The organism is Chryseobacterium sp. BGA-UO-ETr-SB22 (assembly GCF_059567885.1).
In genome coordinates, this window is sequence record NZ_JCAQOV010000005.1 from 1,651,641 (window position 1) to 1,673,420 (window position 21,780).

General features: G+C 35.4%; 23 protein-coding genes and 1 other RNA gene. 4 read left to right on the forward strand and 20 right to left on the reverse strand.

Translation table 11 applies throughout. The features are described from left to right. Positions 1 to 16 precede the first annotated feature (16 nt). Together AC57AW_RS14780 and atpD are read right to left on the reverse strand one after the other, a co-directional pair. A complete protein-coding gene (locus AC57AW_RS14780) occupies positions 17 to 298 on the reverse strand; it encodes a FoF1 ATP synthase subunit delta/epsilon (protein WP_077417074.1) in 282 nt (93 codons plus the stop codon). Positions 299 to 386: 88 nt separating this feature from the next. Then, the gene (gene atpD, locus AC57AW_RS14785; RefSeq protein WP_318845638.1) at positions 387 to 1,895 is read right to left on the reverse strand and encodes a F0F1 ATP synthase subunit beta; all 1,509 of its coding nucleotides are present in this window, start codon (positions 1,893 to 1,895) and stop codon (positions 387 to 389) included. A 216-nt stretch (positions 1,896 to 2,111) separates the two neighbouring features. Here atpD and AC57AW_RS14790 point away from each other — a divergent pair, with 216 nt between their 5' ends. Continuing rightward, positions 2,112 to 3,038 (forward strand): bifunctional riboflavin kinase/FAD synthetase, encoded by a 927-nt coding sequence (locus AC57AW_RS14790; protein ID WP_496352507.1) that lies wholly within the window; start codon positions 2,112 to 2,114, stop codon positions 3,036 to 3,038. Next, complete coding sequence (locus tag AC57AW_RS14795; RefSeq protein ID WP_496352508.1) at positions 3,022 to 4,068, forward strand: acyltransferase family protein; 1,047 nt, start codon at positions 3,022 to 3,024, stop codon at positions 4,066 to 4,068. The genes AC57AW_RS14790 and AC57AW_RS14795 overlap by 17 nt, the downstream gene beginning before the upstream one ends. Before the next feature lie 16 nt (positions 4,069 to 4,084). Here AC57AW_RS14795 and AC57AW_RS14800 read toward each other — a convergent pair whose 3' ends face one another. Together AC57AW_RS14800 and AC57AW_RS14805 are read right to left on the reverse strand one after the other, a co-directional pair. Next, entirely contained in the window at positions 4,085 to 4,576 is a 492-nt protein-coding gene (locus AC57AW_RS14800; protein ID WP_496352509.1) for a hypothetical protein, read from the reverse strand. Between the two features lie 84 nt (positions 4,577 to 4,660). Further along, positions 4,661 to 5,014 carry an MmcQ/YjbR family DNA-binding protein gene (locus AC57AW_RS14805; RefSeq protein WP_496352510.1) on the reverse strand — a complete coding sequence of 118 codons (354 nt, stop codon included), beginning with the start codon at positions 5,012 to 5,014 and terminating at the stop codon, positions 4,661 to 4,663. Between the two features lie 129 nt (positions 5,015 to 5,143). On the opposite strand from AC57AW_RS14805, the gene AC57AW_RS14810 reads away from it, so the two are divergent. After that, positions 5,144 to 5,800 carry an NAD(P)H-binding protein gene (locus AC57AW_RS14810; protein WP_318845633.1) on the forward strand — a complete coding sequence of 219 codons (657 nt, stop codon included), beginning with the start codon at positions 5,144 to 5,146 and terminating at the stop codon, positions 5,798 to 5,800. 14 nt (positions 5,801 to 5,814) lie between these two features. Here the strand turns inward: AC57AW_RS14810 and AC57AW_RS14815 are convergent, their stop codons facing one another. The 12 genes from AC57AW_RS14815 to AC57AW_RS14870 all read right to left on the reverse strand — a co-directional run bounded on the left by AC57AW_RS14815 (position 5,815) and on the right by AC57AW_RS14870 (position 18,109). Next, complete coding sequence (locus tag AC57AW_RS14815; protein ID WP_496352511.1) at positions 5,815 to 6,330, reverse strand: VOC family protein; 516 nt, start codon at positions 6,328 to 6,330, stop codon at positions 5,815 to 5,817. 78 nt (positions 6,331 to 6,408) lie between these two features. Beyond that, positions 6,409 to 6,984: a glutathione peroxidase gene (locus AC57AW_RS14820; protein ID WP_077417063.1), complete on the reverse strand. Its 576-nt coding sequence runs from the start codon at positions 6,982 to 6,984 to the stop codon at positions 6,409 to 6,411. A gap of 35 nt (positions 6,985 to 7,019) precedes the next feature. Continuing rightward, positions 7,020 to 7,682: a histidine kinase gene (locus AC57AW_RS14825; protein WP_496352512.1), complete on the reverse strand. Its 663-nt coding sequence runs from the start codon at positions 7,680 to 7,682 to the stop codon at positions 7,020 to 7,022. Between the two features lie 92 nt (positions 7,683 to 7,774). After that, a complete protein-coding gene (gene kdsB, locus AC57AW_RS14830; protein WP_496352513.1) occupies positions 7,775 to 8,497 on the reverse strand; it encodes a 3-deoxy-manno-octulosonate cytidylyltransferase in 723 nt (240 codons plus the stop codon). Positions 8,498 to 8,638: 141 nt separating this feature from the next. Continuing rightward, positions 8,639 to 9,622: a phosphatase PAP2 family protein gene (locus AC57AW_RS14835; protein WP_496352514.1), complete on the reverse strand. Its 984-nt coding sequence runs from the start codon at positions 9,620 to 9,622 to the stop codon at positions 8,639 to 8,641. A gap of 336 nt (positions 9,623 to 9,958) precedes the next feature. Further along, positions 9,959 to 10,744 carry a GLPGLI family protein gene (locus AC57AW_RS14840; protein WP_496352515.1) on the reverse strand — a complete coding sequence of 262 codons (786 nt, stop codon included), beginning with the start codon at positions 10,742 to 10,744 and terminating at the stop codon, positions 9,959 to 9,961. A 691-nt stretch (positions 10,745 to 11,435) separates the two neighbouring features. Continuing rightward, the gene (locus tag AC57AW_RS14845; RefSeq protein ID WP_318845627.1) at positions 11,436 to 12,689 is read right to left on the reverse strand and encodes a pyridoxal phosphate-dependent aminotransferase; all 1,254 of its coding nucleotides are present in this window, start codon (positions 12,687 to 12,689) and stop codon (positions 11,436 to 11,438) included. Between the two features lie 28 nt (positions 12,690 to 12,717). Beyond that, on the reverse strand, positions 12,718 to 13,626 hold the full coding sequence (locus tag AC57AW_RS14850) for a hypothetical protein (protein WP_496352516.1): 909 nt from the start codon (positions 13,624 to 13,626) through the stop codon (positions 12,718 to 12,720). A 19-nt stretch (positions 13,627 to 13,645) separates the two neighbouring features. Continuing rightward, positions 13,646 to 15,361 carry a phospho-sugar mutase gene (locus tag AC57AW_RS14855; protein WP_496352517.1) on the reverse strand — a complete coding sequence of 572 codons (1,716 nt, stop codon included), beginning with the start codon at positions 15,359 to 15,361 and terminating at the stop codon, positions 13,646 to 13,648. 56 nt (positions 15,362 to 15,417) lie between these two features. After that, positions 15,418 to 16,119 carry a GIN domain-containing protein gene (locus tag AC57AW_RS14860; RefSeq protein WP_496352518.1) on the reverse strand — a complete coding sequence of 234 codons (702 nt, stop codon included), beginning with the start codon at positions 16,117 to 16,119 and terminating at the stop codon, positions 15,418 to 15,420. A gap of 420 nt (positions 16,120 to 16,539) precedes the next feature. Next, complete coding sequence (locus tag AC57AW_RS14865; protein WP_318845623.1) at positions 16,540 to 17,490, reverse strand: glycosyltransferase family 2 protein; 951 nt, start codon at positions 17,488 to 17,490, stop codon at positions 16,540 to 16,542. 16 nt (positions 17,491 to 17,506) lie between these two features. Continuing rightward, positions 17,507 to 18,109 carry a DUF4199 domain-containing protein gene (locus AC57AW_RS14870; protein WP_496352519.1) on the reverse strand — a complete coding sequence of 201 codons (603 nt, stop codon included), beginning with the start codon at positions 18,107 to 18,109 and terminating at the stop codon, positions 17,507 to 17,509. 131 nt (positions 18,110 to 18,240) lie between these two features. On the opposite strand from AC57AW_RS14870, the gene ffs reads away from it, so the two are divergent. After that, an RNA gene (gene ffs / locus AC57AW_RS14875) (signal recognition particle sRNA small type) lies at positions 18,241 to 18,338 on the forward strand. 116 nt (positions 18,339 to 18,454) lie between these two features. Here the strand turns inward: ffs and AC57AW_RS14880 are convergent. From AC57AW_RS14880 to AC57AW_RS14895, 4 genes are all read right to left on the reverse strand, one after another. Then, positions 18,455 to 19,141, reverse strand: a complete 687-nt coding sequence (locus AC57AW_RS14880) for a metal-dependent hydrolase (protein ID WP_496352520.1) — start codon at positions 19,139 to 19,141, stop codon at positions 18,455 to 18,457. 118 nt (positions 19,142 to 19,259) lie between these two features. Further along, positions 19,260 to 19,706: an SRPBCC family protein gene (locus AC57AW_RS14885; protein WP_496352521.1), complete on the reverse strand. Its 447-nt coding sequence runs from the start codon at positions 19,704 to 19,706 to the stop codon at positions 19,260 to 19,262. Positions 19,707 to 19,723: 17 nt separating this feature from the next. Continuing rightward, positions 19,724 to 20,653 carry a 1,4-dihydroxy-2-naphthoate octaprenyltransferase gene (gene menA, locus AC57AW_RS14890; RefSeq protein WP_496352522.1) on the reverse strand — a complete coding sequence of 310 codons (930 nt, stop codon included), beginning with the start codon at positions 20,651 to 20,653 and terminating at the stop codon, positions 19,724 to 19,726. A gap of 72 nt (positions 20,654 to 20,725) precedes the next feature. Further along, complete coding sequence (locus AC57AW_RS14895; protein ID WP_047429929.1) at positions 20,726 to 21,562, reverse strand: 1,4-dihydroxy-2-naphthoyl-CoA synthase; 837 nt, start codon at positions 21,560 to 21,562, stop codon at positions 20,726 to 20,728. Positions 21,563 to 21,780: the final 218 nt, after the last annotated feature.

The following is a 21,780-nucleotide window of genomic DNA, read 5'->3' on the forward strand; positions in this document are numbered from 1 at the left end:
TTAGCTTTTCATTTAATTATTCACAAAGGATAATTCCTTTATCATGATTAAATTCTACAACACCGCTTTTGATAGCATAAGCAAAAACAGAGTCTTTTCCAGCTTCTTTGGTAAAGTTTTTAGCAAAAGCCTCATCAATAGAATTGGCAAAAAGCTTTACATTACCTCCGATCAAAGAAGAAACAATTCCCGCGTGGTTTTTCATGATGTGAAATTCACCATTTTTTCCAGGCAACAATACTGAGTCTACTTCTCCTTCAAAAACTACGTATTCTGGTGTTAAAATTTTTATATTCATTTTAATTTAGATTTGAAGATTTCAGATTTCAGATTTCAGACAACCTTAAAGTCTCATGTCTGGTATCTTTTATCTTTATGTCTAATTATTAAGCGTTTTCAGCTAACATTTTTTGTCCTGCTTCGATAGCTTCTTCGATAGTCCCTTTCAAGTTGAAAGCAGCTTCTGGCAAGTGATCTAATTCACCATCCATAATCATCGTAAATCCTTTGATTGTATCTTTGATATCTACTAATGATCCTGGAATACCTGTAAACTGTTCTGCTACGTGGAAAGGCTGAGATAAGAATCTCTGAACTTTTCTTGCACGGTATACAACAGATTTATCTTCTTCAGAAAGTTCTTCCATACCAAGGATTGCGATGATATCCTGAAGAGCTTTGTATCTTTGAAGAATTTCTTTTACTCTTTGAGCACAGTCATAGTGTTCCTGACCGATAACTTCCGGAGCAAGGATTCTTGAAGTAGAAGCTAATGGATCTACCGCTGGGTAAATACCTAATGAGGCAATCTTTCTGTCAAGTACCGTAGTTGCATCCAAGTGAGCAAATGTAGTTGCAGGAGCCGGGTCAGTTAAGTCATCCGCAGGTACGTATACCGCTTGTACTGAAGTAATTGAACCGTTTTTAGTTGAAGTAATTCTTTCCTGCATCGCACCCATTTCAGAAGCAAGAGTTGGTTGGTAACCTACCGCTGATGGCATACGACCAAGAAGTGCAGATACCTCAGAACCAGCCTGTGTAAAACGGAAGATGTTATCTACGAAGAAAAGTACATCTCTACCTTGTCCGCTTTCTCCACCGTCTCTGTAGTACTCAGCTAATGTAAGACCAGAAAGTGCTACTCTAGCTCTTGCACCTGGCGGCTCGTTCATCTGTCCGAAAACGAATGCAGCTTTAGATTCTTTCATAGCTTCTAAGTCTACTTTAGAAAGATCCCAACCTCCGTTTTCCATAGAGTGCATGAAATCATCACCATACTTGATAATACCTGATTCCAACATCTCTCTTAAAAGGTCATTTCCTTCTCTCGTTCTTTCACCTACTCCGGCGAAAACAGAAAGACCTCCGTGTCCTTTTGCAATATTGTTAATCAACTCCTGGATCAATACTGTTTTACCTACACCAGCACCACCGAACAAACCAATTTTACCTCCTTTTGCGTAAGGCTCAACTAAGTCGATTACTTTAATACCTGTAAATAAAACTTCTGCAGAAGTTGAAAGTTGATCAAATTTTGGAGCTGGTCTGTGAATTGGCAGACCACCTTCATTAGAAATATTTTGAAGTCCGTCGATAGCATCACCAACAACGTTGAATAGTCTTCCGTTTACAGCCTCTCCGATTGGCATCATAATAGGATTTCCGTATCCAATTACGTCCTGCCCTCTTTTAAGACCGTCAGTAGCGTCCATTGCGATACATCTTACTGTATCTTCGCCAATATGTTGTTCTACCTCTAAAACTACTTTTTCACCGTTTTCTTTTGTAATTTCTAACGCGTCATAGATTGATGGAACAGCTTCCACATCTGTGAAGACAACGTCGATTACCGGACCAATAATTTGAGAAATTTTACCTTTAATTTGGTTTGCCATTGCTAAATTTTTTCTTGGTGCAAATATAGTGATTCTTCATAAACCCGCAATTGGTAAAAAAAAGATTTTTATCATGCTTTTGAGAATAGATTATTTTAGTAATATACGGATAAAACAATGAAGCAGCGCTGCAATAGTAAGGTTATAGGTATTACATCATTGTTATATTGATACATTGGCACATTATTTCTATATTTGCAGTCAAATTTTTCCGTTTTGAAAGTTTTCAAGAATTTTACAGATTATTCCTCACAGAAGCCTTTAGCATTGTCTTTAGGAATGTTTGACGGGGTACATCTCGGGCACAAGAGTATTATTGATGAACTGACTAAAGTAGGTACAGAGAACAATCTGGAAACAGCCATCCTTACTTTCTGGCCACATCCAAGGTTTGTTTTTAATCCTAATGAAGATTTAAAACTTCTGAATACATTAGAAGAAAAAAAGCAGCTGGTTGAGAAATATGGAGTTGATAATCTTTTTCTGAAAGAGTTTGATGAAGAATTCAGAAACCTTACCGGAGAAGAATTTGTACGTCAGATTTTAATTGATAAGCTCAACGTTAAATACCTTATTATAGGATACGACCATTCTTTCGGGAAAAACAAAAGTGGAAATTTTGAACTTCTTCAAAAATTATCCAAGGAACTTGATTTTGATGTTGAACAAATGGAAGCAATCAATATTCACGAAAATAATATCAGTTCTACGAAAGTACGTAATGCTCTTTTAACAGGAAATATCAAGGAGGCCAACGAAATGCTGGGATACACCTACTCTGTTTCAGGAACGGTAGTTCATGGGAAGAAAATCGGGAGAACCATTGGATATCCCACCGCTAATATTGATACAGAAGCGATCAAGCTTTTACCAAAAAAAGGAGCCTATATAGTAGAAGTATTCGTGAAAGGCAATCTATATAAAGGAATGCTGAGTATTGGAACCAATCCTACAGTAAACGGGGAAAAACTTACCGTAGAAGTTTATATCCTTGATTTTGATGATGATATTTATGATGAAAAAATTACGGTAAGCTTCAGAGATTTTCTTCATGAGGAAATCAAATTTGAAGGTCTTGAAAAACTGATTGAAAGACTGGATGAGGATAAAAAAATAACTCAGGAATATGATTTCAAGGAGTAATAATTTTGACTTTCTAAGGCTGGTTTTTGCAAGTCTTGTTATCATTACCCACTCCTACGCTCTGTCCGGAGCTCCCCAAGGTGATCCTTTATCACAGCTTACCAATGGCCAGATGGAATTTTCATACCTGGGAGTTCATGGTTTTTTTATTATATCCGGATATTTAATTTTTAAAAGTCTGCTGCGCTGCAAAGGTCTTTCTGATTTTTACTGGAAAAGACTTTTAAGACTTTTTCCTGCTTTAATAGTAGTCCTTTTTCTTACCGTTCTGCTGGCTCCGGCCGTTTATGAAAGCTCTGTTCCTTATTTGCAGAACAAATCTGTGTACACCTATATTCCTCAAAACTTAACTTTATTCTTCCGCCAGAAAGGGATTGATGGAGTTTTCGAAAGCAACCCCTATAAAAACAGTATTAATGGAAGTTTATGGACCATCTGCTATGAATTTAGTATGTATGTCATGGTCTCATTACTGTTCTTTATCCGGAAAAAAACTTTTGTGAAAACTGTTGTAATTCTGTTATTTATATCAAGTTATATTTTAAGTATTTTTCAACCTTATTTTCTTCACGGGCTGTTTATGAAAATGGCATTGGGAAGTAATCACTTTTATAATCTGATGTGCTTTTTTGCAGGAGGAATGGTATTGACATATCTGGATATCAAGAATAAAAGAACGGAGAACATCATCATTATACTTTCCTTTATTGTCCTTATTGTCAGCCTATATTTAAATATTTTCAAATATACCTGCTATATTACCCTGCCACTGCTGGTTATTCTCATTGGTAAAAGTTCTACCCGATATCTCAATAAAGTTGGAGACACTATTGGCGATACATCTTACGGGATTTATATCTATTCTTTTCCCATACAGCAGGCGCTGATGTATTTTTATAAACTGGATACCCTTCCATTACTGATATTTTCCCTACCTCTCTCACTTCTGTTAGGATATATTTCCTGGCATCTGATCGAGAAGAAAGCATTGGGATATAAAGATTTATTTGCTAAAAAGGCTATTCAGTGATGAATAGCCTTTTTATTTATTTTAATACTTTTAAGTAGATTTTCTGAGTTTCATTATTTAGTTTCACATTAGGAAACTGCTTATCGTAATCAATAAATATATCTCCTTTTTCATCAGCTTTCCCGTTTCCATCAGAGTCCCAGCTTATTGTTACATAATATTTTGCAGGCCCTGCAGGCTTTGGATTGATCTTGCTTTCAGCATCTTTTGGTACGGGCAGATCAATGGTGAACGGTACAGATTTCTGCTCATATTCTTTTTCTGTAATTAAAGTGGCAGGAGCATCTGCTAATTTTTCATCTGCTCCGTACAAACTTACTTTAAGCTTTGGATTTTTAATCGTAAAATTCTCTGTCCCTGAAAATTCTATTTTAATATGATCAGAAGAGGTTTCTGAAGCTGAGACAGCAGGAGTTGGATTTTCAGCAGTACTTTTCTTTACCGGCTTGGTACAGCTTGACAGCATCAATGTAGCCGCTGCTACGAATAATAAAAGGTGGTTTCTCATTTGTTCTTTATTTTTATTACTATTAAATTATATATTTCACTGATAGTAGATAACAAATTCCATACCTCAATCTTTTCTTCTATTTTATAAAGAATTTACTTCATTCTGAGCCTTCTTCGTCAGGGATTTAAAAACCAAATCATAGGATTTGTCAATAAGCTTAAAGATCAAATCTCTTTTCAAACCATCTGCTGTTACAGAATTCCAATGGGTCTTGTTCATGTGATAAGCCCCTGTGATCTGAGGATACTGCTCACGAAGTTCTGCACTCCATTCGGGATCTGTTTTTACATTAATTGCTAACGGCTGTCTTTCAAGCCCCATTAGTAAAAACATTTTGGTATCTACTTTCAATACAAGAGTCTCATTATCAAACGGAAAACTTTCCGTAACTCCTTTTTTGGCAAGACAGTAATCTAAAATTTCGTTGGCATCCATGTTAATAATAGGTAATCAATGATGAGTAATAAGTAATGGCTATCAATGATATTTGATATAATTTTTTAAACTTTAATTCAAATTTAGTAAATTTAAGAAAGAAATAATCTCACAAAAACCACAATTATTATGAAAGCTCTGGTAATAGGTGCTACAGGCGCCACAGGAAAAGATCTTGTCAATCAGTTATTGAATGATAAAGAGTTTGATGAAGTGGAAATTTTTGTTAGAAAACCTGTCGATATTCAGGATAATAAGCTTACAGTACATGTTGTGAATTTTGAAAAACCTGAAGAATGGAAAGATATGGTGAATGGAGATGTGGCATTTTCCTGCCTGGGAACTACTTTAAAGGACGCAGGAAGTAAGGAGGCCCAAAAGAAAGTAGACTTTGATTATCAGTATGAATTTGCAAAAGCCGCAAGAGAGAATGATGTGGAAGATTATATTCTGGTATCAGCCTATGGTGCAAATCCACAATCTAAGATTTTTTATTCCAAAATGAAGGGCGAACTGGAAGAAGCTGTAAAGCAGCTGCATTTCAATAAGATCACCATTTTCAAACCGGGAATGCTTGAACGAACAAACTCTGAGAGAACCGGAGAAGTTTTAGGAAGCCGGATTATAAAATTTGCCAATAAACTGGGATTATTAGAAAGCCAAAAGCCGCTGCCCACCAATATTCTGGCAAAAGCAATGATTAAATCTTCAAAAATAAAAAGTAACGGATATTCCAGTATAAAGCTTGGAAATATTTTCTGTTTTGCAGAAAAGACTAATGATTAACTACCGATCTGTTTTTATTTTGTGGTTTTACTTCCCATTTTTTGCCCTAGCTTTTCGTATTCAATATCATTAGGTTCCCAAAGTTCTATTTTGTTTCCTTCTATATCCATAATATGGACAAATTTTCCATATTCATAAGTCTCCATCTTATCAACAATGGTTACATTTTCTTTTTTAAGCTGCTCAATCAGTTTTTCAAGGTTTTCTACCCGATAATTGATCATGAAATCTTTTTCTGAAGGTTGAAAATACTTTGTTTTTTCACTGAACGGACTCCATTGGCTAAATCCTTTTTTAGAATTATCAGCACCCTGATACCACTCAAATACAGATCCATATTCATTGGTAGCAAGGCCCAAGTGGCTTTCGTACCATTCTCTCATCTTTTTAGGATCTTTACATTTAAAAAAGATTCCGCCGATTCCGGTTACTCTTTTCGTTTCATCAGACTTTTTTTCTGTAACGGCTTTAAAAGCAAATCCTAACATAAAGGAAGCCAGGACACAAAGGGTAAAAACTATTTTCTTCATAAGGATGCATTGATGGGTTATAAAAATAAAAAAAGTGGATGTATAAACACCCACTTGTAAAAATATACTTTTTTATCTTTATTTCAGATATTTTGTAATAGCCTCGTCAGTAGGCTTTGTGGTGCTTACAAAAGAATCAATCAGTTTCCCGTTTTCGTCAACCAGGAATTTGGTGAAGTTCCAAAGGATAGTTGTATTCTTTACTCCGTTTAATTCCTGTTCTGTTAAGTACTTGAATATTGGAGCGGTATCATCTCCTTTCACGGAAACTTTAGCTGCTAAGGGGAATGTCACTCCGTAATTTTTCTGGCAGAAAGCGCCAATTTCGGTATTGGTTCCTGGTTCCTGTCCTCCAAAATTATTGGCAGGAAAGCCTACGACAACCAATTTATCTTTATATTCCTCATATACCTTCTCAAGATCAGCATACTGAGGGGTAAACCCACATTCTGAAGCGGTATTGACAATCAGGATTTTCTTTCCTTTGAAATCAGCAAAATTGATTTCCTTTCCGTCAAGACTTTCTACTTTGAAGTCATATATTGTTTTTCCCATAAGTTCAGTGGTTTTGGCTTTAGAAATTTCACTTTTTTGGTTGGTGCAGCTTTGCAGGAATGCGATACAAGAAAGCAGCAGTAAAAAAATATTTTTCATTTTTTATCATGTTATGCAGCCGGGCTACAGTTGAATTAAAATTTAAAAATGTTAGCCGGAAAAACTTTGTTGACTTCTACTTTGTTTAGTAACATCACATAATCTCCGTCTTTTTTGGTACTGGAAGATTCAATTCTGAAAGGCATGGTAATATTTCCTACTTTTTTATAATCAGAATAGATCAGCGTTTCATCTTTTTTCACTTCTTTTAAAAGCATGTAAGTCTTTGTATCAAAATAATACATGTTCTTATTCACGTTTTTGGTAAGTTCCACTTTATGGCAGTAGATCTCTCCTACTTTTTCTTTTCCAAGGTATTTGGCATCAAAACCTTTATTTTCCCAATCAATGAAGTCATTATCAAAACTTTCCGGTACATATTCCGGGTATTCCTGAAGTTTATTTGCGGCATAGTTCATTGCATATCCTTTTGTCCCATCAAAACCTTCAATTGCCGTTTCTTTTCCGCCAGTAGTAATTAATGTTTTAGTAAGATTCGGACGCTGCTGATAAATTTTTATAGGATATTCATCTTTGATTCCCAATACCACTTTTCCCTGAAGCAATACTGAATTCAACAATTTCCAATTGGTTAACCCTCCGGATAATTCAATGTTTTTGTCTATAATTTCCTTTGCGGTCTGCGCAAATGCCATATGCGAAAATATCAGTCCAAATACTAATAGTAACTTCTTCATTAATTTTATTTATAAATTCAAATATAGGGGGATTTCTGTGAAATTGCAAAAAGGAGAAAGAGTGAATCTGCTTTTTTGCCTCCTGCTGTTTTTTAAATCAACTTTCTGGCTTTTTCAAGATCTTCCGGTGTATCAATGCCTACTCCTATGAAATTGGTTTCTATCATTTTGATCTTCATTCCATACTCCAGGTAGCGGATACACTCAATTTTTTCGGATATTTCCAATGGTTTCATTTCCAGTTTTGAAAATTGCAACAGTGCTTCTTTCCTGAAAGCGTATACCCCAATATGCTTAAAATAACTTATATCATAAGAAATTTCTCTGTGAAAAGGAATTACAGAACGGCTGAAATACAAGGCAAAACCATTATTATCCGTGATAACTTTTACATTATTAGGATTTTCAACCTCCTCTTTTTCATGCAGCTGTATTTTTAAAGAAGCTAAAGAGATTTCCTGTTGAGTATCATGTCTAAAAACTTCAATAAGCTGCTGCAAGGGTTCCAGTTTAAGAAAAGGTTCATCTCCCTGAACATTGATTACGATATCGCAGTCTATATTCAGTACGGCTTCAGCAATACGGTCGCTTCCGGTCTCATGCTGCCCTGTCATTACGGCTTTTCCGCCATTTTGTACGATTTCATCAAAAATAATTTCAGAGTCTGTTGCAACAAATACTTCATCAAACAGCCCGGTTTCCACTACATTCTGATAGGTAGTTGTAATAACGGTTTTTTCTCCTAAAATCTGCATTAGCTTCCCAGGAAAACGGCTTGCTTCGTAACGTGCGGGAATGACAGCGATTATTTTCATTCAGTAAAAATATTAAGTAATTCTCTTTAATTCAACAGGTTTCATCCCAGCATTTACCAAAGTGGGAATATTCCTTTTATCTTGATATCAAATGTAGTGAAAAGTATCTTATTTACTCTATAAAAGAGGGATTTTGGCAGTTTAAAAAGAGAGTTTTACGCCTACCATATTATATTCCCATTGGCGGGATGCTGTAAAGTTGAGATTATATTTTGTTTTTCCGATGGTACCTTCTGAGGAAGTATATCGGCTTTTTGATATTGTTTTTCCTATAAAATACCCCATTAATAAGGCTAACGGATAATCTGAAGCCCAGTGAACTTTACTTTGCATCATTTGAAAACATAATGCTCCCGCTAAGGTATATCCTACAGGTTTTATCCATACTGCATCTGGGTAATTATCTGCAATCACGGTGATACCTGCCATAAATGTCGTTAAGTGTCCGGATGGCATTGCATCATAATTGGAGGTATTCTTACCAAATTCAGAAAAGCTTGGAAAAGGATTCCAGCCACCTCCTTTATTACCGTTTATTTCTGCAATAAAAGGGCTTTCTCTTCCGGTAATTCTTTTAATAGTTTGCGTGAAAACACCGGAAAGAATTAAACTCTCCATCAAACCACTGGCTGTAGCTTGTGCTCTGTAGTCATTTTTGATCAAACCATATGTTCCGAAACCAATTCCCAGCAAGACCAGCGTAGAGCCATTCCCAATCAAATATAAGGTAGATCCTATATCTTTAGGGATTTTAAAAACACCGCCTATTTTGTTGTAATTATTATCTTTATCCATTCCCCACCTTTCTCCCAATTCTCTTGAATTGTCAATTAATTTCTGGTCAAATGGCAGGAGAATCAAAGTAGATGCAACGGCACCTCCAAGATAATAAGCATGATCTTTGGCAACAAAATCTTTATTTGTATTGATAAAGTTTCTGGGTAATTTCGTTACAAAATCCAATAATTTGGGTTTGGGGTAAGTTCTGACAGAACCGTCTTTTAAAGTGTAAGTCTGTACTTTTGGCAGCTCAGAATTATTTGGTTCTTTTACTTTCAATGTGTCAATCTCTTGTGAGCATACCAATATTGAAACTGGTAAGAGTAGAAATCTCAGTTTTTTCATCGTGTAATTTTCGACTTTATTATATTTAGGTGTGTAAAAGCCCCAAAGATAATTCCTTGGTGTGTGTGTACAACGTGGTTGTTTAACTTTTAATATTTATTTAATCTTTTTATCAATAAACGCACTTTCAATTCAAATATTTGATAAAAAAATAAGCCCATACAATCCTACACTTTTAAATAAAGTCCCTTTACACTTTCCGGAATTTTTAAATACTAGGTAAAATCCTGTTTGATTGGTGAAGCGGAACTGATAAAAAATTGAATAAAAGAAAGCTGATTGATTTTATTAATGATATAAAAAATAAAAGCTGTCCCAAAAGAACAGCTTCACTTTTTAGTTTTCGATTGAATTATTATCTTTTTTAAAAGCTTCAATCATTTGATCTCTTCTTTCCTTTGTAAGAGTTTTACTTTGTGGGTACGGATTATTTTTAAATTCTTCTCTTTTTTTAATATACTGTTCCTTTGTTACCAGAATACCTTTCTGTAAAGGTTCAATGTCAACAGCTTTTTTTACAATTCCAACCGCTTTAAATGAATGATATTTATTTTCATCGCTAACTTCTAAAATTAAACCAGTCAGACCTTTAAATCTATATGGTCCTTCAGAAATTGGAATCTCTTTAGTATACCAAGCTGTGAAAACTCTATTACCGAATTTTGTAGTAGCTTTATGACACTTATAACCAAGAATAGTTTTTACATCTTTATAATTAGTGTCCCAGTTCAAATAAGTGTTTTCAAATGTAAAGAAGTCACGATTTATATTAGATGTAAAATAAATTTTCGAATCTTCCCTATATACAGAATATCCCACTTTATATTTTGGCAATTCAGCAGCTTTAATTTCAACGTTACTTGATGTTTGAGCGGTAACAGTTGCTTTTTTTACCGCTTCTCTTGCAGCTGCATATTGTTGACTATAAAATATCGAAGACTTGGAATTAAAATCTAAAAGCATAAGCTCTTTAAACCGATGATTTGGGTCCGTGTCTGTTGTGTCCTTCACAAAAGAATATTCATATTGAACTTCGAGTTCTGAAATAGACTTATTACTTTTTTCTTGGGAAAACAAGCAAGTAAAAGAAAATAGTAATATTATTAAAAAGTATTTACGCACCCTAAAGTTTTAATTTATTCCATTACCACATTCCTACCATAATAGGGTTAGTAAAAGGAGCAGAACATTCATCCTCCATTTGTTGTAAGTCAGTCAAAAAACAATCAGATGAATCATTTGGACCGACGTCAACAGTTTGTGTATAACCACAAGATGATGTAAGGGTAATTGGATGATAGTAAAACATTACAGCAGAAGAAGCCTTTACTTATTAGTTTCTGTTCTAACTTCAATGCTCTTCGCACTTACTAATCCTGCAGCACAAATTGTTGCTAATAAGATCATTTTTTTCATAATTGTTGTTTTTTTAATGATTAGTTATTAATTAAAAAATCGACTTAAAAGTATAAAATGAATCCAACGACAAAGGATTTTATTTTTATGTTAAATCGCTCTATATCATCTACTTTTACATAATTACTAATAATGATTTATTTTCATTTACGGTATTCCGTAAGGTTCTAACAAAAGGTTTTTTTAAGTATTTTAAGCCGGAATTAAAACGTTATTTAACTAAAAGAAGCGCCCTATAATGCCATTATTATTTTAAAAGTCAATTTAGGACTTTTGGTTCGCGATCATAATTTAATATAAAAAACCTCGACTCCACTCAGCATGACATGATTAATATAGTTTGATTTTAATGATGTCATGCCGAACAGAGTCGAAGCATATATTTTTTATGTAAAGATTACTTTAAATTGTTCAAAGCACTCTCCAGCTTCGGAAGCATTCCTTTGATCTCCTCTGTAGCCAATCCTCCTACAGAAGCACGGAACCAAGGTTCAGATTTATCTTCTCCAAAGGCTGAGAATGGTACTAAAGCCACTCCTGCTTCATTAATTAAGTAGAATACAAGGTCTGAAGAGTTTTCAATTACCGCTCCGTCTGGTTTTGCTTTTCCGATATAGTCTAATTTAATAGTAAGATAAAGAGCTCCCATAGGTTCAATACTGTCTACTGAAAGTCCTTTTCCTTTTAAATCCTGAACTCCGTTGTGAAGAGCTTTTAAGCTTTCTTCAAGCTTACCTTTAAAATCCTCAACGAAAACATCTACATTCTCAGGATTTTCATAGAATTTAGCTGTTGCTTCCTGCTCAGGTTTTGGTGCCCAAGCTCCAACGTGGGTAAGAAGCGCTTTCATTTTATCAAGAATATGAGCAGGACCGAATCCCCATCCTACACGTACTCCAGTTGCTGCAAGGCATTTTGAAATACCGTCGATATAGATGGTATAGTCTTTCATTTCAGGGAAAAGAGAAACAGGATCTACGTGCTCAGCACCGAAAGTAAGGATAGAATAGATCTGGTCATACATAAGGTATAACGGTTTTTCATTTTCTCCTCTTTTTTTGTTTTCAGCAATCACCAATTCGCAGATTTCTGAAAGCTGCTCTCTTGTAAACATGGTTCCTGTAGGGTTCAATGGTGAACAAAGTGCCAATAACACGGCTCCATCCAAATGAGGTCTTAAATCATCTGCTGTTGGAAGAAAGTTAGTTTCAGGCTTAGTCTTTACTTCTACAGCATTGGCTGAAGTAAGGTAAGCATAGTGATTGTTGTTCCAAGATGGTGTAGGATATACTACTTTATCTCCTTCGTCTACGATTGTTTTGTAAACGGCATAGATCAAAGGTCTTGATCCGGCAGTGATCAGAATATCTTCTGGAGAATAGTCCAGGTTCCATCTTTTTTTAAGGTCTTTGGAAACTTCTTTTCTTAAAGATAAAAGTCCGTTTGCAGGCGGATAATTTGTTAGATTATTCTGGTATGCTTTCTGAATCTCTTCCTTCAGTAATGCTGGAATAGGATAGATATTAGAATTCAGATCACCAATAGTAAGATTGGCAATTTCTGCTCCTTTTGCTTTTAGATCATTTACTTCGTTACCAATTTTTACAATTTCAGAACCGATCAGGTTCGCTGCTAATTTTGAAACTTTCACTTTTTATTCTTATTTAAAATTTATATTTTCATTCTCCATTAAACCTCTCATATATTTGATCTACAGGCGTTTGTGCATCAAAAAGGGCTATTGCTTCTTTTACTTTTTTTGCCGTATTGGAATTCGGATATTTTTTGATAATCCTGTTGAATTCCGCTCTGTTTTCATCGTTCAGTTTTCCGGTTCCTTTGTCCATGTCTCTTTCAAAGGTTGGCGTGTTATCCATTCCCAAAAGATAATCAGACAAATATATTTTATAGTCCTGTTTGACAACCTTTATAAGATTGCTCTTAGGATATCTGTTCATAAAGTTTTCCCAGAACATCAATCTGTCTCCCAGCTGTTCCCAGGTAATTATTAATCCAGCATCAGCTGCATAATTGGATTCACTTTCTTTATCAGTCTGTGAAATATAGACTTCATAATCAGGAGTTACTTTATTCTTAAACAAGGATGAATAATATCCCGGAACGGTCCAGATTTCAGTAATTCCTTCTCCTACTTCTCTGAACTCAAGACCTTCTTTTTTCAGTTCTGAAGCTATTTTTTTAACATTATCCGGTAAGTTGTACTGATCCTTATCATAGTTATAATAGTTCACATATTTATCTAAAATATCAGCATGTAAGTTCATCAGACATCCTGTATACTTTCCTCTTATTTTTAAATAGTCTTGGTATACGGTGTCATTCTGTTCCGGACTGTTGCCAGCCATTTCTTTTTCGATTTTTGCACGGTACCATTGAAGTGATGTGATATAATCCTCCGTTTTATGAGTGGGAGAACATGCTGTATCTATCGGTTTGTACTGATCTTCCTTGGTTTCTGTAGTAGCAATCGAATCATTTGCTGGTTTTCTCTCTGAAACTGCAGTTTCCTTTTTACAGGAAACTACGGCTGCAGACAGTAAGCAAACTGCTATTATTTTTTTGATCATCTTTCTGTTTTCGGGGAAATTAATCCAGTTTCAAATCTGTTTTAACGGCTCCGATTTTAGCTTCCAATGATTTTAATTTATCTCTGAAATCCGCTTCTGAAGTAATGGAATCTTTCACAGAAACATAAAACTTAATTTTAGGCTCTGTTCCTGAAGGTCTTACACATACTTTTGTTCCGTCCTGTGTGTAATAAATCAATACGTTAGACTTCGGAATATCATTCATTACTTTTTTCTCGTTGGTAGAAATGGTAAGACTTGTCTGTTCTTTGAAATCTTTTACTTCTTCCACTAATGAACCAGCCAGTTCTTTTGGAGGGTTTTCACGGAAGTCTTTCATCATATTCTGAATTTCCTCAGCTCCTTCTTTTCCTTTTCTTACGATATTGATTAATCCCTCATAATACATTCCAAGGTCTTCATAGATCTCAATCATGTACTGATACATTGTTTTTCCGTTGGCTTTGCACCAGGCTGCAATTTCGCATGCTAAAAGGATACTTCCGCAAGAATCTTTATCACGTACAAAATCTCCGGTCATAAATCCAAAGCTTTCCTCACCACCACACACAAATTTCTGTGTTCCTTCTGCTTCACGGATCATTTTTCCGATCCATTTGAATCCTGTAAGACCTACTTTACACTCTACCCCAAATTTCTGAGCGATATCAAAGAAAATATCTGACGTTACGATCGTAGAGCCAATAAATTCTTTTCCTGTTATTCTTCCCTGCTTTCTCCATTCATTCAAGATGTAGTAAGTAAGGATTGTGTTGGTTTGGTTACCGTTTAAGAGCTGCATTTCACCATCAAGATTTCTTACAGCAATTCCCAATCTGTCACCATCCGGATCTGTTCCGATAACGATATCTGCATTGGTAATTCTAGCCAGATCCATTGCCATTTCCAATGCTGCAGGCTCTTCAGGATTTGGAGAGTCTACAGTAGGGAAATTTCCGCTTGGAATCATCTGCTCTCTTACAAGATCTACTTTTTTGAATCCGGCTTTTTCTAAAGCTTTCGGAATGGTAGTATAAGTTGTTCCGTGAATAGATGTAAAAACAATATTTAAATTTTCTTTTCCAACATTCTGATAGGTAGAGTTTTCAAGACAAGCATCGATATAAACATCGTCCTGCTCCTCTCCGATCCACTCAATAAGATCATCATTGCCGTTGAATTTAATTTCTTCGAATTTTACAGAATATACTTCGTTAATGATGGCTTCATCATTCGGTGGAACAATCTGTGCTCCGTCATTCCAGTATACTTTATAACCGTTGTATTCCGGCGGGTTGTGAGACGCTGTCAGTACAATTCCTCCGTTACATTTTTTATCACGAACGGTGAAAGACAATTCAGGCGTTGGTCTGTGGTCTTTGAAAAGCAATACTTTAATTCCGTTGGCCGTCAAAACATCTGCTACCAGTTTCCCGAACTCTTTTGAGTTGTTACGAACATCATAAGCGATAGCCACTTTAATCTCTTCACCTTTGAACTGTTGTAACATATAGTTCGCCAATCCCTGAGTAGCCTGTCCTAATGTATATTTATTCAAGCGGTTGGTTCCTACTCCCATTATCCCACGCATACCTCCTGTCCCGAATTCCAGTTCTCTGTAGAAAGAATCTTCCAGATCCGGGGAATTGCTGTCGATCAATTTCTGTACAGCATCTCTCGTTTCTTTATCGAAGGTATCACTTAACCAAAGTTTCGCTTTTTCTAATGTATTCATATTTGTATGTTGTTCTTTTATAATTTGTATAGTTCTTAGTCTAAATGATATTGCTTTTAATCCAGCTTTTTATTCTCAACTTTCGTTGTTTTATCAATTTTAAAAGCTCTGATTGGATCATTATAATAGATAAATTTTGCCGTGTTCTGAACGTGTCCTTTTAAGGAATCTTTTACATTTACTTCTGCGTAATTTCCGTTTTTAGAATCGATATTCAGGTTGGTAATTTTCCAGTAAGGGGCAATTAAACTTGCTGTATCTGAAATCTTTATAACAGCATCTTTGGATAATCCCAGGAAATTAGCACGGCTTCTGTTGTGCATTTCAACCTCTGCTCTTCTGGTGTTGACAGACCCCATGAAACTTGCATTATTTTTCATATTAAGTCTGAAATTATCAGTCTTGATTTCACTTGAAATATTGACTTCTACAGAATCAGAAATAGCTACTTTTTCCAGGTTATATTTTGAATAAATTGTTACATTATAAAAATCTACGCCCTTTGTACCTCTTTTTTCTTTAATGAAAAGTGTTTTATCTTTTACATCCACATCCAAGTTGCCTGCAACATTCGGATAGGTTTCTATTTCCACAAAATTCTTGGGCCCTTTGGCATAAAATACACGGAATTTCCCTTCCAGATCAAGGTTTACGAACTCCGAAACATCCACATCCTTCTTTTCAATATTTCCTTTCGGAGAAACTTTTCCACAGGAAACTACTGCCATCAGCATCAATGTGTATACAACTTTTTTCATATTTAATTTTAAATATTCTATATTATAACCGTAACGATCTTTACTGAAAATCTCTGAAAGATTTTTTCATAGCTCTCACAGGACTTTCAATATTACTTTGAACAAAAATAGGATTAAAATTTCTAAAAATCTTTGTCTTTTGACAATAAAATACCTGATAATTTTCAATTTTTTGCTTTTCAGAAAAGGTTATTTCTTGTTCTCTCCTTCTTTTACTTTTTTAAATACGAAAAAAGCACCCTGATTTTTCAGAGTGCTTTTTATGTATTGAAATTGGAATGATTATTTTGGGTTAACCACCCCGTCAAAAATTCTTTGAATTTTTGCCACCCCTCCAAAGGATGGGAATGATCATACATTCACTAAAAGTTTATATTAACAGATTATATTTCAGTATGTTTAACCGAATAATTATCTGTTTTATATCACTTCGTCAATGTTATAATTCTTGTGTTCTCGGTTTGTTCTGATAATCATTTCGCCTAAGAATCCTGCTACAAAAAGAAGACTTCCCATAATCATCATGGTTAATGCGATAAAGAACCAAGGATTATTGGTAATTAAATGTCCGTAAATTCCTCTTGCAACATCAATCAGTTTAGAAATCCCCAACCACAGTGCTGAAAGAAAACCTACAATAAACATCATGGTACCTACCGCTCCGAAGAAATGCATTGGTCTTCCTCCAAAACGACTTACAAACCAAAGGGTTATCAAATCCAGAAATCCTCTTACAAATCTTTCCGTACCGAATTTTGAAGTTCCATAAGGTCTAGCCTGATGCTGCACTTCTTTTTCTGTAATTCTTCTGAAACCTGCATTAGCAGCCAGTACCGGAATATAACGGTGCATATCTCCGTAAACGTCAACAGATTTTACAACTTGCTTTTTGTAAGCTTTCAAACCACAATTGAAGTCATGAAGGTAAACTCCTGAAACTTTTCTTGCTGCTGCATTGAATAATTTTGACGGAATATTTTTCGTCATTACATTATCAAAACGCTTCTTTTTCCAACCGGAAACGATATCATAATTATCATGAATCACCATATTGTACAGTTCCGGAATTTCTTCAGGGAAATCCTGCAGGTCGGCATCCATGGTAATTACCACATCTCCGTTTGTTCTTTCAAAGGCTGCATGAAGAGCCTGTGATTTTCCATAATTTCTGGAAAATTTAATAGCGTGGATCTGAGGATACTGTACTTTCATATTCTCAATAATACTCCACGACAAATCCGTACTGCCATCGTCTACAAACCAGATCTCATAAGATAAATCACTGGTTTTGCATACTTTATCAATTCTTGAAAAAAGCTCTTCCAGAGAGTCTTCTTCGTTCAGTAACGGAATAACTATAGATAAATTCATTTAATTTTAATAAAAATTAGTCTTGATTTGTTTCTTCGGGCTGGTGCACTGTTCTTGTTCTGAAAAATGCTCCGAAAAACACCGACAAAACTACGTAAAATATAAGAATTGCTGCAAAGTATCCGGAAAAATGACTTGCGGTAAGCATATCTTTTCCTTTAACTGCTTCTGGAGTGAAGCTTTGTAATCTTTCTGTATATTTCTGATCCAGCTCATCAATATCCTTCTGATGCTTCAAAATTTTTCTTGCAGAGGTATATTCTGTATCCAATTCTGATTTTTGTCTTTGAACATATTGATAGTTCAACAGCTTTTTTGCTGCAGGATCTACAAAGTTTAAAAAGGCATAAATACTGAAGATGGAAAGAATCCCTCCGATAAACATTGGAACGAATGCTCTTTTGAAAGCATCTTTAAATTTTACCACTCTATGGTTGTTCCAAAAGGATTTTACAGACCAGAATGCAGTACCTGCATATAAAATTGGTAAAACGAAAGCATTGGCTTTCAAAGAGATATCAAAATAATTAATTCCTGATAAAAAAGTATACACTACAAAGAAAACGATCATTGTAGCGATAAAAAGTATAATTCCTAGTGTTGATGGACTTTTCGTCATATTTAAATTTTTAGAAAAAAGTTGAAAATTTTTCCCTCTAAATGTCAAGTGTTTAGCTTTACCACTGCATTTTTTCGACTAATTTTCTTTGATAAAGTTTTGAAGTTTATAAAATATTCCTACCTTTGCAACGGCAAGTCCTAAACAACCAGCTCCTGAGAATCCTCCAGGGTGGGAACGCAGCAAAGGTAATTGGTCGTAGCGGTGTGATTTAGGTAGCTTGCCATTTTTTTTTGGTTTAAAGTGAGAAGAGAGGTAATTTGATAATTATCTTTTTTTGTTTTTAATACCTTACGCATCATTTTCATTTTTCTAATTTTCAGATTACCTAATTCCCGTTATTGATTAAAACTCGAACGTCTCGCCTAGTTTTGGTAAAACAAGTTCTACATTTTTATCTACAAAATGCTTTAATGCACTTTCATGATTGATCTCGATTGCCGGAAAAGTATCAAAGTGACATCCGATTACTTTTGGAGTTTTCAACAATTCTGCAGCCGCAAAAGAAGCTTTTCTAGGACACATTGTATAGTGACTCCCGATTGGAAGAATAGAAAGATCAATATTTCCGTATAATCTTGGGAACAGCTCCATATCCGCCATTACTCCAGTATCTCCAGCCAAATAGATGTTCTTACCTTCAGGAAGTCTGAAGATATACCCTACAGGAACGCCTCCATAGCTTCCATCAGGAAAAGAACTTGTATGGTGAGCCGGAACCATGGAAATTTTAAGATCGTCGATTTTTGCCGATCCTCCGAGATTCACATCATCTCTGTTTTTAGCCTGCTGAAAGTAACCACATACTTCAGGAACTCCAATTACGGTAGCTTCCGGATAATGCTGTAATACTTCCGCTACATCAGCAATATGATCGCCATGTGCATGAGTCAGCAAAATGTAATCGATTTTTTGAGCCGCAATGTCAAAACCTGACTCTGCTTTTTTGTAGTTGTAAAAAGGGTCACTCAAAATTGTTTTGTCCTTGTAAGTGAACAGGAAACAATTTTGCCCTAAGAATTGTATTTTCATTTTAAATTTAGTTTCAATTATTATTAAACACAAATGACTCAAATAATTTCACAAATAACACCATGAGATTAGTGACATTTGTGAAAGCATTCGTGCCATTCGCGTTTTCTTTAATTTATTATTTCGATGGAAATTTGTCTTCAATAAGCCTCAGATTAATCCCATGCTCCAAGTAAGCTTTACAACCGTCTAAAACCGTTGTAAACCCACCTGTATTGTCATTAATTACTTTTAGCAGGTCTTCGCCAGTCTGACTGAATCCATAGCTCTTAATGACAACAAGAGTTCCTTTTTCCATTGTTTTGAATTCATAGTCTACGTTTGTTGAAGATTCTCCCCAAACTGTTCTGATCAGTTGGTTCGGAATTACCTGATGAACTTTCACTACAGATTGTACTCCGTACATTTCCCATTCCCAGGTAATAGTTTTACCTTCTTCTAATTTTCCGGTAGATTTTGTAAACCAGAAATTAGTGGTAATTTCAGGATTGACGAATGCTTCAAAAACATCTTCAATCGGTTTTCTGATAAGCATTTGCGCTTCAACATAGACATTGGAACTCATGATATACTATTTTAGATTTAGTTAAATAAATTAAGTCCGGCTGCTGTAAGAATTGCCATTACAAACGTCATGATACCTACCTGCTTTAAATACTGGTCTAATTCTTTCGGCTCTTTTACCGACATGATACTTCTTCTCAGTTTTGTTAATGGAAAAAACAATATCATCACTATAAAAACATAATAGTTTTGTTGTTCAAAGAATCCATTAATCCCCAGGAAAGCCAAGATCAATATCAATGGAAGATTTAACAGGATCATTTCGTAGATCATTGCATTTTTGAATCCGATTCTCAATGCAAAACTGTTCTTTCCTGATAGTTTATCGCTTTCAATATCTCTCATATTGTTCAGGTTAAGAACCGCCATGCTCATCATTCCAACGGCTGTTCCTGGTAACAACATATCCCAGCTGAAAGTTTTAGTGAATAAAAAGTAACTTCCACATACGGAAACAAGCCCGAAGAAGATAAATACGAAAATATCCCCCAATCCCATATATCCATAAGGCTTTTTACCCATTGTATATCCCATTGCCGCCAGAATACTTGCTACTCCCAATCCTATGAAAATATAAAATTCATTCATATAATCCGGAATGAAAGCAACGTACAGCAAAGCAGTTGTTGCAATGAAAGATAATGCCGCGAAAAGAATCACTGCATTTTTCATCTGTTTTGCCGTAATTTTTCCTGATGCTACAGCTCTGGCTTCAGCTTCATTGATTCTTTTGGCATCGGTACCTTTTACTCCGTCACCGTAATCATTGGCATAATTTGATAAAATCTGGTACAAAAGGGTCACCAAAAGAGCGAGTGCAAAGATCTTCCAATCCCAAGTTCCTCCTTCTCCGTACAGTCTCCATTTTGCAATGAAGGCCCCCATAATAATTCCGCTTAAAGAAAGCGGTAAAGTTCTTAGCCTTGCGGCTTTTATCCAATCAGTCATATATTTATAAGTAATGAGCAATGGGTAATAAGTAATGAAAAATTGCTCATTACTTATTACCCATCACTAATGTTAGGATATCCATTGATCTTCTCCGAAGTTTGGCTTTCTTTTTTCAAGGAATGCATTTCTACCTTCCTGAGCTTCTTCTGTCATATAGGCAAGACGGGTTGCTTCACCAGCAAACACCTGCTGTCCTACCATCCCATCGTCCGTAAGGTTCATTGCAAATTTCAGCATTCTGATAGACATTGGAGATTTTCCTAAAATTTCCTGAGCCCATTCATAAGCAGTATCTTCTAATTCAGCATGAGGTACTACTTTGTTTACCATTCCCATTTCAAATGCTTCCTGAGCAGAATAGTTTCTTCCTAAAAAGAAGATTTCACGAGCTTTTTTCTGTCCTACCATTTTGGCAAGGTAAGCAGAACCGTAACCACCATCAAAGCTTGTAACATCAGCATCTGTCTGCTTGAAAATAGCATGTTCTTCGCTTGCTAATGTTAAATCACATACAACATGAAGAGAGTGTCCTCCACCAACTGCCCATCCGGGAACCACTGCAATAACCACTTTAGGCATGAAACGGATCAAACGCTGAACTTCAAGGATATTCAAACGGTGTCTTCCATCTTCTCCTACGTATCCCTGGTGTCCTCTGGCTTTCTGATCTCCCCCACTACAAAAGGCCCATCCACCGTCTTTCGGGCTTGGTCCTTCTCCTGAAAGCAATACAACTCCTATTGAAGGGTCTTCATAGGCATCATAAAAAGCATCGTATAATTCTGAAGTTGTTTTTGGCCTGAAAGCGTTACGTACCTCTGGTCTGTTGAAAGCAATTCTTGCTACTCCGTTAGATTTTTTATAGGTAATATCTTCGTATTCCTTGGCGGTTTTCCACTCGATCATCTTATAAAAATTTTTCTCAAAGATACGGAATTACAGAGAAATTCTCTGTGTGAAATTTACCCATCATTTCAATAAGGAAGAGAAATTTTTCATTCAAAATTTCAGTTTACAGAGATTGGACAAAATTGTATTTTCTGAATAAGCAATAACCTAACCCTATTCTCTTAAAAACAAAAGCCGGAGCATTGCTGCTCCGGCTTTTTATAGTTGAGTTATCG